12 protein-coding genes are annotated in these 16,077 nt (G+C 36.9%); 10 read left to right on the top strand and 2 right to left on the bottom strand.

Annotated features, from left to right (window positions below; all coding sequences use genetic code 11):
- The 8 genes from RWM19_RS05105 to RWM19_RS05070 all read left to right on the top strand — a co-directional run bounded on the left by RWM19_RS05105 (position 1) and on the right by RWM19_RS05070 (position 11,706).
- Positions 1–2,202, top strand: a complete 2,202-nt coding sequence (locus tag RWM19_RS05105) for a bifunctional (p)ppGpp synthetase/guanosine-3',5'-bis(diphosphate) 3'-pyrophosphohydrolase (RefSeq protein WP_313984465.1) — start codon at positions 1–3, stop codon at positions 2,200–2,202.
- Positions 2,180–2,398, top strand: coding sequence for a hypothetical protein (locus RWM19_RS05100; RefSeq protein WP_294023523.1), 219 nt, complete (start codon positions 2,180–2,182; stop codon positions 2,396–2,398). Before RWM19_RS05105 ends, RWM19_RS05100 begins: the two co-directional genes overlap by 23 nt.
- 83 nt (positions 2,399–2,481) lie before the next feature.
- Positions 2,482–3,747 carry a histidine--tRNA ligase gene (gene hisS, locus RWM19_RS05095; RefSeq protein ID WP_313984462.1) on the top strand — a complete coding sequence of 422 codons (1,266 nt, stop codon included), beginning with the start codon at positions 2,482–2,484 and terminating at the stop codon, positions 3,745–3,747.
- Positions 3,747–5,504 carry an aspartate--tRNA ligase gene (gene aspS / locus RWM19_RS05090; protein WP_313984459.1) on the top strand — a complete coding sequence of 586 codons (1,758 nt, stop codon included), beginning with the start codon at positions 3,747–3,749 and terminating at the stop codon, positions 5,502–5,504. The genes hisS and aspS overlap by 1 nt, the downstream gene beginning before the upstream one ends.
- Before the next feature lie 265 nt (positions 5,505–5,769).
- Positions 5,770–6,354, top strand: a complete 585-nt coding sequence (locus RWM19_RS05085; protein WP_313984456.1) for a hypothetical protein — start codon at positions 5,770–5,772, stop codon at positions 6,352–6,354.
- A gap of 78 nt (positions 6,355–6,432) precedes the next feature.
- On the top strand, positions 6,433–6,642 hold the full coding sequence (locus RWM19_RS05080) for a YneF family protein (protein ID WP_006526303.1): 210 nt from the start codon (positions 6,433–6,435) through the stop codon (positions 6,640–6,642).
- A gap of 204 nt (positions 6,643–6,846) precedes the next feature.
- Entirely contained in the window at positions 6,847–10,410 is a 3,564-nt protein-coding gene (gene nifJ / locus RWM19_RS05075; protein WP_313984453.1) for a pyruvate:ferredoxin (flavodoxin) oxidoreductase, read from the top strand.
- 90 nt (positions 10,411–10,500) lie between these two features.
- A complete protein-coding gene (locus RWM19_RS05070) occupies positions 10,501–11,706 on the top strand; it encodes an iron-containing alcohol dehydrogenase (RefSeq protein WP_313984449.1) in 1,206 nt (401 codons plus the stop codon).
- A 47-nt stretch (positions 11,707–11,753) separates the two neighbouring features.
- On the opposite strand, the gene efp is transcribed toward RWM19_RS05070, so the two are convergent.
- Positions 11,754–12,311, bottom strand: a complete 558-nt coding sequence (gene efp / locus RWM19_RS05065) for an elongation factor P (RefSeq protein ID WP_294206919.1) — start codon at positions 12,309–12,311, stop codon at positions 11,754–11,756.
- Between the two features lie 232 nt (positions 12,312–12,543).
- On the opposite strand from efp, the gene cls reads away from it, so the two are divergent.
- Positions 12,544–14,061 (top strand): cardiolipin synthase, encoded by a 1,518-nt coding sequence (gene cls / locus RWM19_RS05060; protein ID WP_313984445.1) that lies wholly within the window; start codon positions 12,544–12,546, stop codon positions 14,059–14,061.
- A gap of 24 nt (positions 14,062–14,085) precedes the next feature.
- Here the strand turns inward: cls and RWM19_RS05055 are convergent, their stop codons facing one another.
- On the bottom strand, positions 14,086–14,730 hold the full coding sequence (locus RWM19_RS05055; RefSeq protein WP_313984442.1) for a hypothetical protein: 645 nt from the start codon (positions 14,728–14,730) through the stop codon (positions 14,086–14,088).
- A 413-nt stretch (positions 14,731–15,143) separates the two neighbouring features.
- Here RWM19_RS05055 and yhfZ point away from each other — a divergent pair, with 413 nt between their 5' ends.
- Positions 15,144–16,070: a GntR family transcriptional regulator YhfZ gene (yhfZ, locus tag RWM19_RS05050; protein WP_313984440.1), complete on the top strand. Its 927-nt coding sequence runs from the start codon at positions 15,144–15,146 to the stop codon at positions 16,068–16,070.
- The last annotated feature ends 7 nt before the right edge of the window (positions 16,071–16,077 follow it).

Here is a 16,077-nt window from a genome sequence, read left to right as displayed (position 1 = left end):
ATGGCTAAACGTAAAAATCCAACTGTGGCAGATGTCGTGAAAGAGGCAAGTACTTATATTCACTTGCCTGAAAATTTGGCTCTAATTGAGAAAGCGGCTAAGTATGCTTCGGAGAAACATGCAGGCATGTTCCGCAAGAGCGGTGAACCATATTTTGTACACCTTGTAAATGTAGCATATATTCTTACGACACTACGTGTCGGTCCAAAGACGATAGCGGCAGGATTCTTACACGATGTGATTGAAGACTGTAACATTACACGTGAAGAGTTGGCACATGACTTTGACGATGAAATTGCAAGTCTAGTAGAGGCTGTTACAAAGATTGGTAATCTGAACTTTAAAGGTAAAGATGATCCAGAATATCAAGCAGCTAACCATCGTAAGATCTTCATTGCGATGGCAAAGGATATTCGTGTCATTCTAATTAAGCTTGTGGATAGACTTCACAACATGCGTACGTTAGAGTTTCAGCCAGAAGCTTCACAGAAGAGAATTGCGGCAGAGACCTTGGATGTATACGCACCGATTGCGCACCGTTTAGGTATTAGTTCTATTAAGAATGAATTAGAAGATTTGTGTTTCTATTACTTGATGCCAGAAGAGTATTATCATATCGCTCATCTTGTCGAAACAAAGAAGGCAGAACGTGATGCGGCTGTTAATAAAATGATTACAGATATCTCTGCAATGTTAAAGAGTCATAAAATTAAGTTCCGTATCTTTGGTCGCTCGAAACACTTATATTCTATCTATAAAAAGATGATTCATAAACATAAACGGTTTGATGAAATCTTGGACTTACTTGCGATACGTGTCGTCTCAAAGACGGAATTGAACTGCTATGAAATTCTTGGCTACATTCATGCCAAATACAAGCCAATTCCAGGTAGATTAAAAGATTATATCGCAGTTCCAAAACCGAATATGTATCAGTCTTTACATACAACGATTCTTGGCGAAGATGCGAAGATCTTCGAAGTGCAGATTCGTACTGAAGATATGGATGCGATTGCGGAGAAAGGTATTGCGGCTCATTGGCGTTATAAAGAGGGTTCTCGTTACGATCCAAAGGCTGAACAAAAAGAGATTGAAGATAAGCTATCTTGGTTTAAAGATTTCGCTACGTATAGTGAAAGTGAAACCAATACTTCTGCGACAGATTATATGGAGTTATTGCAGAAGGATGTCTTTGAGGCCAATGTATATGTAATGACTCCGAAGGGAAGAGTCATTGATTTACCGGCTGGGGCTACACCAATTGACTTTGCATACCGTATCCATACCGATGTAGGACATACGATGGTTGGTGCAATTGTCAATGATGCAATTGTACCGCTAACGACAGAATTACATACTGGTGATGTTGTAAATATCAAGACATTAAAGGGTACTGGTCCATCTGAAGACTGGCTCAAAATTGTTAAGACAGCACAAGCTCGAAATAAGATCCGTGCATATTTCTTAAAGAAGGAATCAGAGAAGCGTGAAGAGAAGATTGAAGAAGGCGAAAAGATTTTGATAGAAGAACTTCGTAAACGCGGTGTTGATCCAAAGGAATTTATGGATCGTAAAAAGATTGATAGTATCTCAACTGGGTTCCAAGTATCTAACTACAATGATTTTATGTATGCAATTGCGGTAAAGTCGATTAACCCATCGTTAGCTGCTGAACGTTTAACAAATGTAAAACAGCGTTCAACAGAAGATGGAAATTTATCACGTGTACTCAATAAAGAGACGGTACACCGTGTTTCTAAATCAGGACTAGTCGTTCCTGGTGTTGAATCGATGAAGATGTCACTAGCACACTGTTGTTTACCAGTCTATGGTGATCAAATTATTGGGTATATAACACGAAGCGAAGGTGTTAAGGTTCACCGTATAGATTGTCCTAATATTAGGAATGAGAAAACAAAACTCATTCATGTAATGTGGGAAGATGGTGATGCGGATCGTATGTATGATTCTGATCTCAGCATCATCTGTAATGATCGACCACACTTACTTACGGATATTGTTAATACAATCTCACAATGCAAGGTACAACTTGAATCAATTAATGTTACAGTCAACCATGAAACACTAACATCTACTGTAAAAGTATCGATGCGAGTAAGAAATTTGGAACAGATGGACAATGTCTTTGCGAATATTCGTAAAGTAGAGTCTGTACTCAGTGTTGATCGTACAACACATTAATAAATTACTTGAGAAAAGTAAGCGTAAGGGCTATAATACTACTAAATTCTTAGAAAGAGAGTTCTTGTTAGAAGACGATAGAGCGACAATGGTATGGTGCAAGCATTGGCGGATTCTTACAGGATTGACACTCTGGAGAAGATATCCTGAAATTAGTAGGGATAAACGTATTCCACGTTACGGAAAGAGCGCATGAGAAATCATGAACTAAGGTGGTACCGCGCACAAAGCGTCCTTGGATAGGGACGCTTTTATATTTGTTTAAAGGAGGAAAAAACTATGAGTTATCAAACACCACGAGGAACTTACGACATTTTGCCAGATGAGATGAATCGTTGGCATCACGCAGAAGAAGTTATTCGTGAAACGACAAAACGTTATCGTTACCGTGAGATTCGTACACCATATTTTGAAGAGACAAAAGTATTTAAGCGTGAAAATGACTCCAGTGATATGGTCAACAAGGAAATGTACACATTTGATATGGGTACACATTCCTATACATTAAGACCAGAAGGAACTGCAGGTGTTATCCGTGCATTCGATCAACATAAGCTATATGGCTCGATGGAGATGCCTGGTAGATTCTATTATCTTGGTGCGATGTTCCGTCATGAAAATCCACAAAAGGGAAGACAAAGACAGTTTACACAGTTCGGCGTTGAAAACATCGGCGCAAAGTCTCCTGAATTAGATGCGGAAACAATCGCCCTAGGATATGACATTGTGAAACAAATGGGCATCTCAAGTATTAAAGTATGTATTAATACACTTGGTGATGACGCCTCAAGATCTGCGTATCGTACTGCTTTAAAGGAATATTTTCAGCCACATCTAGAAGAACTATGCGGTGATTGTCATCGTCGTTATGAGCAGAATCCTTTACGTATTTTGGATTGTAAAGTAGACCACGATAAAGAATGCATGCATACAGCACCAAAACTTGCGGATTACTTAAATGAAGAATCTAAGGAATACTTCAATCGAGTGCTTGCATGTTTGGATGCACTAGAGATTCCATATGAAGTGGACGATCATCTTGTAAGAGGACTGGATTATTATACGCATACAGTATTTGAGGTCGTATCTACAAGACCGGATAGTGGTGCTCAAGCTACAATCTTTGCGGGTGGACGTTATGACCACTTTGTAGAGTATTATGGCGGACCAGAAATGTCTGGTATTGGTTTTGCGATTGGTATGGAACGCTTGATTAACTTAGCGACTGAGGAAGGACATGACTTTGGCGATGAAAATACATGTGATGTGTATGTTATCGGTTTAGGTGATGTAGGAACATCTGTTTTAAAGACAGTACAACAGCTACGTCATGCAGGTTATAGTGCGGAAGCTAACCTTGTACAACGTTCACTAAAGGCACAGTTTAAGAGTGTTGATCGTAACAAAGCAAAATACGTAGTCATTCTTGGTGAAGATGAAGTTAAGAATGGCACAATGAATGTAAAGAATATTTCTGATAAGTCCCAGGTAACAATCAACCAGGGTGAATTATTAGAGACACTCAAACAATGGGAGAATAAGTAATGGAAAGAACACATGAAAATGGAACTTTGCGTCTAGCAAATGTAGGTGAAAAAGTTACGTTAGTTGGTTGGGTTGCCAAGCGTCGTAATCTAGGATCACTTGTATTTATTGATTTACGTGACCGTAGTGGGATCGTACAGTTAACATTTGATGAAAGTATCGCAGATGCTGTAAAGGATGTTCGTAATGAATACATCTTGCAGGTAACAGGTACAGTTGAAAAGCGAAAGGACGCAAACCCAAAGATTGCAACAGGTGAAATTGAAATTCATGTTGCGTCTGTTAACATCGTTAATAGTGCGGAAACAGCACCTATCACAATTGCGGATGATACTGATACGAGTGAAGATACACGTTTGAAATATCGATATCTCGACTTACGTCGTTCTGTATTACAACAGAATTTAATCTTACGTCATAAGGTATGTATGGTTGCTAGAAATGTTTTGGACAGACAAGGTTTCGTGGAAGTTGAAACACCAATCCTAGCAAGAAGTACACCAGAAGGGGCACGTGATTATCTTGTTCCATCTCGTATCTATAATGGTAAGTTCTGGGCTCTTCCACAATCACCACAGATTTATAAGCAGTTGTTGATGATTGGTGGAATGGAAAAGTACTTCCAGATTGCTAGATGTTTCCGTGATGAAGACTTACGTGCAGACCGCCAACCTGAATTTACACAGATCGATATTGAAATGAGCTTTGGGGATGAAGATACAATCTTTGCGGTTGTTGAAGATCTCATGCAAAATATCTTCAAAGAAACAAAGAACTACAAACTAGAAGATCATTTTGTGCGTATCCCATGGGCTGAATGTATGAGACGCTTTGGTAGTGATAAACCAGATATGCGTTTTGGTAATGAGATTCAAGATATTACATCTGTATTTGAAAATACAGAATTCCAAGTATTCAAGAATACAATTGAAAACGGTGGAGTTGTAAACTGTGTGAAGTTTGAAAATGCGGCTGATAAGTATAGCCGTAAAGGTTTAGATCAATTACAAGACTTTGTAAAACACGGCTTTAAGGCAAAAGCACTTGCATATCTCAAGATGGAAAATGATTTATTAACTGGTTCTATCGCAAAGGTATTAAGTGAGGAAGAAAAGGCGAAGTTAGTAGAGAAGTTGGGTCTTGCAAATAACGACTTGGTACTAGTCATTGCGGATAGCGCAAGAATTGCACAGACATCTTTAGGTGCATTACGTGTACGTTTAGGACATGAGTTAAACTTGATTCCTACGGAAGAGACTTATAAGTTCCTTTGGGTTACGGATTTCCCAATGTTTGAGTACAGTGAAGAAGATCAGCGTTGGGTAGCAGCACATCATCCATTTACAGCACCAAAGGAAGAAGATGTAGATAAACTATTCACTGATCCAGGACACGTTTCTTCACGTGCCTATGACTTAGTATTAAATGGATATGAACTCTTATCTGGTTCAATTCGTATTCATAGTCAAGAATTACAGGCTAAGGTATTTGAAGCAATCGGACTTTCACTAGAAGATGCGAAAGCTCGTTTTGGTTTCTTCTTAGATTCCTTCCGTTACGGAACACCTCCACATGGTGGTGTAGGTATTGGCCTAGAACGTTTAATCATGGTATTAGCTGGTACAGATAACATCCGTGATGTTGTGGCATTCCCAACAACAAATAGTTCCTTTGACCTTATGAGTGAAGCACCAAATGTTGTTGATAAGAAACAATTAGATATTTTGGGTATCGAAATCTCTAAGCAAGAAAAATAAAAGTGTCAAGACTATTCTTATTTCCCTCTAGTGCTATAATACATATGCCGGAGGGAACATATTTTTCCTACAATATGATATAAGGGAGTTCTGATTGCGTAAGATGGAGTGAAAACTCGTTACGAGCGAGGATCCAGAAGTTTTACCAAGGACACCCACCTCTACAGAAGAGGGAACTATATCTACCTTCGGTCTTAATATTTCTTTAAGTCGGTTATGATACCGACTTTTTTTGATAAAATGATAGTGTTGAAGGAGGAATTCAATGATGAAGAAGTTAATGATGATTGTTCTATGTGCATTCATGCTTGGTTGCACTCCAAAGGAACAATACAAATTAGACTATGTAACAGATGGTACAATCTCCGAGTTTACAGAGATCACAGATAAGGAACCATCCATTAAGGAGATTTCATTACCATCCGCTATTACATTCTTTGAAAATAAATATTCAGGTGTAATGGTATTTGCGAAACCTGACTCACGATATAGTCAAAAAGCATTCGCGGTATTAAATCAAGCTGCTAAGGATGCTGGGGTTACGGTCTACTATGTGGATGTAAGTAGAAAATTCTACAAGACAGATGAAGAGTTTATGAAATATCGTGAAAAGGTTGAAGAGTTTATCGATGTAACATACCTTGAAAATCCACAGGGTGGAGGAACATCTCTCTACATTCCGGATGTTATGGCAGTTAAAAATGGTAGAGTTGTAGATTTCCATGTAGGTGTCTTAGATGACTATGATATAGATGTAAATCCAAAAATGACAGATGAGCAGTATCAAAAGATTTACAATATCTACGCTGATTTAATTAAAATTACGACAGCGAAGGATTCAGCGAAATAAAACGCTGTTTTAGCCGTTGCAAGCATGTACAAAACAAGATAAAATAACAAGGTACATGAAGAATAGGTGGTGTAATTTATGGAATTTTGGAGTTCATTAGGATTCTTCATTGCTGGAGGATTAATCGGTGCAATCGTAACATTCTTTTTAACAAGAAAATATTTCGAAAAGCAACTGAAAGAAAATCCACCAATCAATGAGAAGATGGTTCGTGCAATGTTTATGCAAATGGGACGTAAGCCAAGTGAGGCACAGATTCGTTCCGTTATGAAATCCATGAATCAATAAAAGAAGTCTTGGGACTTCTTTTTTTATACATCGACAAGGAAATACACAAATTGAATCGTATTTATAAAACAATGTTAGGTAATTATTTTGGGTTGTAAAAAAATCACAGAAAAATAGTGGGGAATCGTGTATTTATTGCGCAAATGTCTATTATTTCATATCTTTTAGTTTTATAATATATGGAGGTATTATGAAGGAGGACATATGAGTACTGAAAACAAAAAAGTTTTCGAAGCTATGGATGGTAATACCGCAACTGCCCACGCCGCGTATGCTTTTACGGAAGTAGCCGGTATTTATCCAATTACACCGTCATCGCCTATGGCGGAAAATGTTGATGCATGGTCAACAGCAGGTCGTAAGAACGTGTTTGGAGATCGTGTTAAGGTTGTGGAAATGCAGTCTGAAGGTGGTGCTGCCGGAGCAATTCACGGTGCATTACAGGCTGGTTCTTTAGCTACAACATTTACAGCTTCACAGGGTCTATTATTAATGATCCCAAATATTTACAAGTTAAAGGGTGAAATGTTACCAGGAGTTATCCACGTAGCAGCTCGTACTTTAGCTACACACACATTAAGTATCTTCGGTGATCACTCTGATATTTATGCTTGTCGCCAAACAGGTATTGTTCAGATCTGTTCACACTCCGTACAGGACTGTATGGATTTAGCTGGTGTTGCACACTTGGTCGCAATTGATCAACGTGTACCAGTAATGCATTTCTTTGATGGTTTCCGTACATCACATGAAATCGATAAGATTGAAGTGATGGACTATGACTACTTAAGAAGCTTAGTTAACCAAGAGAAGCTAGAAGAGTTCCGTGCTTTAGCACTAAACCCACACACAAACCCAGTTGTTCGTGGTGGTACACAGAACGATGATATCTTCTTCCAGGCTGCCGAAGCTCAAAATAATCACTTCGCAAATATTCCAGCTGTAGTAGCTGATTATATGAAGAAGATTTCTGAGCATACAGGTCGTAACTATGCACCATTTACATATGTAGGTGCTCCTGATGCTGAACGTGTCATTATTGCTATGGGTTCTGTAACAGATACTATTACAGAAACAATCAATACACTCGTTAAGAGAGGCGAAAAAGTAGGTTTAATTAAGGTCTACTTATATCGTCCATTCTCTGTTGAGTTCTTGAAGTCTGTTCTTCCAGCAACTGTTAAGAAGATTGCTGTATTAGACCGTACTAAAGAACAGGGTGCGCGTGAGCCATTATTCTTAGATGTTGTATATGCTTTACGTGATATCAAGGATCTAACAATCGTTGGTGGACGTTATGGTCTATCTTCTAAGGATACAAACCCTTCTCATATCAATGGCTTATTTGAAGAATTGAAGAAGGATTCTCCAAAGGAAGAGTTCACAATTGGTATTGAAGATGATGTTACAAATCTTTCGATTGAACCAGTTGATATTACAGTTGATGCTGACTATACATCATGTATCTTCTATGGTTTAGGTTCTGATGGTACTGTAGGTGCTAACAAGTCAACAGTTAAGATTATTGGTAACAATACTGATTTATACTCACAGGCTTACTTTGCATATGACTCAAAGAAGTCTGGTGGTGTAACTCGTTCTCACTTAAGATTTGGTAAGAGCCCAATTCATAGCCCATATTACATTGATAAGGCTGACTTTATTTCTTGTTCATTAGATAGCTACTGCTTCCAGTTTGATATGGTTCGTGACCTTAAGGAAGGCGGAACATTCTTACTGAACACAACGATCCCAGCAGAAGAAATTGCAGATAGATTACCTAACCGCATCTTAGCTAGACTTGCTAGACGTCATGCGAAGTTCTATATCATTAACGCAACTAAGATAGCGCAAGATACAGGCATGGGACGTTTCACAAATACAATCTTACAGGCTGCATTCTTCCGTCTCAATGAACAGATTATGCCATATAGCACATCCTTAGAATTAATGAAGGATTCTGCTCGTCATACATATGCGCGTAAGGGACAGGATGTTGTAAACAAGAATATCTTAGCAATTGAAACAGGTGCTTCAGGAATCGTTGAAGTAACTGTAGATCCAGCTTGGGCTGACTTACAATTCGATAAGTCTGTTAAGGGTACAACTGGTGATGCATTCTATGATGAATATGTAACACCAATCAATCACTTACAGGGTCAGGATATGCCAGTATCTTCATTCTTAAACTTTGGCGTAACAGATGGTACATTAAATCCTAATGTTGCATTCAAGGAAAAGAGAACAATCGCAACACTCGTTCCTGAATGGGAAGCTGATAAGTGTATCCAGTGTGGTAAGTGTGGATTTGCATGTCCTCACGCTACAATTCGTTCATTCTTAATGGATGAAGAAGAAGTTGCTACAGCTCAAAAGATTGCTGCTGAAAACAACGTTGAATTAACATTGAAGGATCCTTCTCCTGCATATAAGGGAGCTAAGGAGGCTAACCTCAAGTTTAGAATTCAAGTATCAACACGCAACTGTGTAGGCTGTGGTGTATGTATTACAGTATGTCCTACTAAGGCATTATCACCAGCTGACGTTAAGTCTCAGTTAGGTCAAGAGCCAGTAGCTGATTATCTATACAAGCACACAACATATAAGAAGGAATTCGGTAACAATAATACTGAAGGTGGTATCTCCTTGATGATGCCTTACTTCGAAGTATCTGGTTGCTGCCCAGGATGTGGTGAAGCTCCTTACTACCGTTTAGCTTCTCAGTTATTCGGTAACGATATGTTAATTGCTAACGCTACAGGTTGTTCAATGATTTACTGCTCTGCTACTCCATCAAACCCATTCGTACAGGATGAAAATGGTGAAGGTGTTGCTTGGGCTAACTCATTATTCGAAGACAACGCTGAATACGGTTATGGTATGGCAATTGCTCAGTCATACAAGAGTGCTCGTATCCTTAAGATTATGGAAGACAACCTTGATAAGGTTGAAGCTGACTTGAAGGCATCATTCGAAGCTTATATCGCTGCTAATGATGACCGTAATGTTCAAAGAACAATCGTTAACAAGTTGATTGAACAGGTTAAGGCTTCTTCTAACCAAGAGGTTAAGGAACTACTCAAACTTGAAAGAGACCTTGTGTCTAAGTCTGTTTGGATCATCGGTGGTGACGGATGGGCTTATGATATTGGCTACGGTGGATTAGACCATGTAATGGCTAATAACCTAGATGTAAACGTATTAGTACTTGATACTGAAGTTTACTCCAATACAGGTGGACAATCATCTAAGTCATCTCAGGCTTCATCTATCGCGAAGTTTGCTTCCGGTGGTAAGCAGGGTGCTAAGAAGGATATCGGTCAGATCTTCATGGAATACGGTACAGCTTATGTTGCACAGGTATCTATGGGCGCTAACCAATCCCAGACAATCAAGGCATTCAAAGAAGCTGAAAGTTATAAGGGACCATCAATCATCATCGCTTATTCACCATGCTTAGAGCACGGTATTAAGGGTGGATTGACTAACATGCCTAACGTTCAGAAGAATGCGGTTGCTTGTGGTTATACAGTTCTATACCGTTTTGACCCAAGACTTGAGAAGCCATTACAGATTGACTCTCGTACACCAGACTTCTCTAAGTTCAATGACTTCTTACTCAACGAAGCTCGTTACTTCAACTTACCTAAGGTATTAGGTCAAGAAGAAGCAGATAAGTTATTTGAGAAGGCTCGTAAGGATGCTGAAAAGCGTTATAACAGACTCTTGTTCAAGAAGAGAGTTCAAGACGAAGAAACTTCTGAATAATTAAACTTAAAACATATCCTCTTCATTTAGAGGATATGTTTTTCTTGTTTGTATATTCATGATGTTATACTAAAGCAAAGTGAGGTACATATGAAACACTTTCTATTAAGAACTAGACAGGCACTCTTTAGTCCGATACAAAAAATACAGTTAATCTTACAACCTAAGATGTTAAAAGGTGAACATGCATTATTAGATTTAGTGGATGTATTAAAAGAAAAGCACCTTAATCGGTATATGGTTGTTACGACAGCTGGATTTATCAAAAGGGGGACATTACAACCATTCTTCGAAAGATTAGATCAAAGTAATATCGCTTATAGTATCTTTCATGACGTAAAGCCAGATCCAGAGATTTCGGATGTCGAAAATTTAAAGGAATATTATATAAATGAAGGTTGTCAAGGACTCATCGCAATCGGTGGAGGTTCTGTCATTGATTGCTCAAAAGCTGCACTAGCTTGTGTACAAAGTAGTCATCTTGATGTAAAGACAGTATTAGAGACAGGAAGAGTATCTAAAATATTACCATTTTTTATCGCTGTACCGACGACTGCTGGTACTGGTTCTGAAGTGACTGCTGGTGCTGTTATTACAGATCCAATAAGGAAGCGTAAGTATGCGCTAAGTCATTTATTTCTCATTCCAAAGTATGCCGTCTTGGATGCTTCACTTTTGACTACATTACCACCTAAGATGACAGCTTATACAGGTATGGATGCATTGACACATGCAGTAGAAGCGTATATCAATCATTTTAATAATCGTAAGACAAATGAGTATGCGCTAGAGGCCATTCAGTCTATTTTCCAATATTTAATTCCTAGTTTTGAAGATGGATCAAACATAACATATCGTTTAGAACTCTTAGAAGCCTCTTATAAAGCTGGCGTAGCGATTACCAATAACTATATTGGCTACGTACATGCAATAGCACATGGTATTGGGGGTATGTATCATTTACAACATGGTATGATTAATGCCATTATTTTACCGATTGTATTGGAAGAATATGGGGACACAATCACAAAGAAACTAGCTCATATTGCGGATATCGTAGGCATTGCTGGTCATACAGATCAACAGAAGGCAGAATATTTTATCAAAAAACTAAAAGAAATAAACCAAGTATTAGGCATTCCAACATCAATACCAGAGATACAGGATTCAGATATACATTATCTTGCGACTGGTGCAGAGAAGGAAGGCAATCCTACATATCCAACGCCAGTCACTTGGGATGTTGAGCGTTTTGAAAAAGTCATTCGCAAGATACAGCAGGGGTATTCAGTCTAAGAAAATAAAAGGCTATGACACATAAATGTCATAGCTTATTTTAATGATTAAGCACGTCCAGAGTACTTACCATCAGCTGTAGAGATTTCGATTACTTCTCCTTCGTTGATGAATAATGGTACACGAACATTTAAGCCAGTTTCTACAGTAGCGTTCTTTGTAGCAGATGTTGCTGTGTTACCCTTAACTGCAACTTCGCACTCTGTAACCTGTAAGTTAACCTTATCTGGTAACTGTACACCTAAGATTTCTCCGTTATAAACCTGAATGTTTACCATTGAAGATTCCTTAAGGAAGTTCTTTTCCCAGTCTAAGCGGCTTGCTGGAATTTCGATCTGTTCATATGTTTCTGTATCCATGAAGATTAAGTTTGCACCATCGTTATAGAGGTACTGCATTTCTCTTTTATCGATGAAAGCTTCTTCTACACGGTCAGAACCAATTAAGCTAAGTTCCTTAACAACACCTGTTCTTGGATTCTTAACTTTAACAGCAACCTTCATCTTAGCCATAGCTGTCTTATTACGGTCAACTGTAATTGCTTGGTATAAATCACCTTCCCAAACGAAACACTGACCTGGTTTAATTTCTGTTGATTGAATCATGGTATTAACTCCTTTCAATTTCCGTTTATAATTTTCTCTTAATATTGGCTTTTTTACAACCTTTTCAACCGAAAAAAGTAAATAAATTATCTGTTCTAGCAAGTTTATAAAAAATAATTCTAATTTTCAGGAAAATATAGGGCAGTTTATGAATGTTACAAATATTATGAAGCATTGACTATCGTGATGCATAAATGGTACAATTTGAACATAGATTTGGTGAGGGGAATGTATGAGTTTTTTTGAAAAAGTCTTTCGGTTTGGACTCATTGCAATTGGTTTAATTTTGGAAGCAATAATAGTTCGTAATCTATTTTTATTTTTTACAGCACATTTTGTATGGATAGAAATAGTACTACGATTACTTAGCATGATAGTTGTTATCAATATCATTAATAATTCACGTCATTTATCTGCAGATATGTTATGGATTTTATTAATTATATTATTCCCGATCCCTGGTACAGCATTGTTCCTATTGTTGGGAGCAAATTTAATTACATCTAAAACTTTTAGAGAACTAATTAAAAGTACAGCCGATTCCAAGAAATACTATGTTCAAGATGAAACAGTTTTAAAAGAGTTAGAAGAAATGGCACCTCAGATGAAAGGTGATTTTCATTATTTGTCTAAGACAGAAGGATATCCAATCTATCGCAATTCTGATTTTGATTATTATCCTCTAGGAGATATTGGTTATCCTGTAATGCTAGAGGAAATGAAGAAGGCAAAGAAATTTATCTTCTTAGAGTACTTTACAATTGAAAAAGGAAACCTTTGGGAAGGTATGCATACAATCCTGAAAGAAAAAGTTGCTCAAGGCTTAGATGTGCGTGTAATGTATGATGATATGGGTACAATTCACTCGCTTCCAACAAGCTATGCAAATATGCTTGAAAGTGAAGGAATCAAGTGTGTACGCTACAACAAGATTAATCCATTCTTAGGTGCAGTTATGAATCATCGTGACCATCGTAAGATAATGGTTATTGATGGCACAGTAGCATTCTCGGGTGGTATGAATTTAGCAGATGAATACATTAATCAGAAGATGGTCTTTGGCCACTGGAAGGATAATGTAATTCGAGTTAAGGGTGAAGCAGTTTGGTCCTATACTGTACTCTTCTTAACAAACTGGAATGCGATTCGTAAAACTGATGATGATTATACAGTCTTCAAGGTAGACTCTGTTACACAGCATACAGATGGCTATATTTCCCCATATGGTGAAACACCATTTGATGGAGAAAACACAGGGCAGAATATCTATATGAATATATTGAATCGTGCCAGTGAGTATGTATACATTTGTACACCATATTTAATTATTGATACTGAATTAGAAAATGCATTAATCTTAGCAGCTAAACGTGGTGTAGATGTACGTATTATTACGCCAGGGATTCCAGATAAGAAGATCGTTTGGAATATTACAAGATCGTTCTATCGCAATCTGATCGATGGTGGCGTAAAAATCTATGAGTACACACCAGGCTTTATTCATGGGAAAGTATTTGTGAGTGATGATATAGTTGCGACGGTTGGTACAATTAATCTTGATTATCGCTCTCTATATTTACATTTTGAAAATGGCACATATCTCTACGGTTCTAAGAAAGTACTAGATGTACGTGATGATATGTTAGATACCATCAGTAAATCGCACCAGGTTCAAAAGGGTGAAATTAAGGATGGATTGTTACGTAGATTATTTATTGGTGTTGTGAAGTTATTTGCACCATTATTATAAAAATAAATGAAGATGCTATAAAGCTTAAGCATCTTCATTTTTATCAATCTCATATGTTGATTCAGTAGACTGTGTAAGTGTTTCTGATTCGTCTGGTTTTATTTCTACATACTTATAGAAATAGTATAGCGCATGTGCATAATAGGCACAGAATACTCTGTATTGTGTAAGAATTAGCACAATAAGTAAAGGAATAAACATTGCGGTAATTAATGGAATCATTGATTTAGTGATTGTATATAAAGAACTAGGGTCTTCAAGAGTAACTAATGGGATTAGAACGGTACCACCAAAGATGGTTTTTATAATAGGGAATATGATAACTAGGGTAAAGAGAAAGGCTGCTAAGCATATCCAGATGTAGTGAATATCCATTTTAATCATATCTTTGAATGAATCAATAGCCTCTTTTATACTATGTCTGATTGCGTCTTGATATGCGTGTGGTGGGTAAGTATAAATCGCAAATGCAATAAAAATTGTTAAATAGTAAAGTACTAATTTTGGAATCAGTAATAAAAATGTATTGGAGATAAAGTATGCAAATAAATTATCTAAGAATGCTATAAAAGAAGAGATACATAAGATAATTAGCCATTTCTCCTTTACGGGTTCAAAGAGATCAATTAGTTTGGTATAAGAGCCTTGTGCAATTCTATAAATTTGCATGAGGATTAGAAGCGTGAAAAACTGCATTATAATTGAACTAATAAATGATAGAAGGAAACTTGATTGTACTACTTCGAAAAAGTTAAGTTGACTGATATTATCAGTTAAAATCATCTGAATGGCCTGGAAATCAGAGAGAATAGTGATTAATAATTGTAAAAATAAATACAAAAGAAAGTATCTCCAAAAACTCTTCTTCCGAATCTGATACACATGATTATAAAATTTATTATCGACAAACATATTCGTTCTCTCACTTTCTATTAATTATGTAATATGCCTAAATAAATCTACTATATGTATATTATATCACTAGAAAAATAACATATTTAAAATAATTTTATAAAATTTAATGTACATTGAATATTCAAAAAAATGAATATTCATCCTATAATAATCATAGGAGTTAAACTATGGACTATAATAATCAGTTAATGAGCAAAAATGGACTTGCAGTACTAAGTCTTGCAAAAGCCCTTATAAAATATAAAGTTGGGGATAGGACACCAACTGTTACAGAGTTAAGTGAGAAACTGAATATTTCAAGAGGTACTGCACAATCTGCGCTTAAGACCTTGCAGAATAATAATGCGATTCATATTGTAAGTAAAGGACACTTAGGATCTTATGTAATTGAAAAGAATGATAAGATTCTACTTGAACTTGCAGGCATTAATTTACTGGTAGGTGCTATGCCATTACCATATTCTAGAAAATATGAAGGACTAGCAACAGGCATTATAACAACCATGGAAAATAAACATGGTATCCCAATGACACTTTCGTATATGAGAGGTGCTAAGAATCGAATCGCAATGGTCTTAGAGAATCGTTATAATTTTGCGGTTGTGTCGAAATATGCAGCGAAAGAGTTTTTAGATACGCATAAAGGTCAAATTGATATTGTATGTGAATTTGGGGAAAGTACTTATTGTTCGTCGCATGTTATTGTATTCCATGATGCACATATAAAAGATATTCAGGATGGTATGCGAATTGGTATCGATCGTGACTCAATTGATCAAAGTGATATAACAAAGCGTGCATGTGGAATGAAAAAGGTTGAATTTATTCCTGTTGAATCAAACAATTTACTGCGACTTGTTCAAAATGGTGAGATTGATGCGGCTGTTTGGAATGAAGATGAAATCATTGATAAGATGTCAAAAATAAATTACGTGAAAGTTACAATTGATGATAATGATGATACAAATGCAGTTATTGTAACAAATGGTAAATCACCTGAAATGACTGAACTATTACGTCAGATGCTTGATGTAAAAGAAACCTTAACGATTCAAAATCTTGTTCTAGATGGAATTGTAACACCGAGTTATTAGGTAATAT

This window comes from uncultured Solobacterium sp., from assembly GCF_963517755.1.
Lineage (GTDB): Bacteria > Bacillota_I > Bacilli_A > Erysipelotrichales > Erysipelotrichaceae > Bulleidia.
This window is presented reverse-complemented; position numbering and strand designations above follow the sequence as displayed.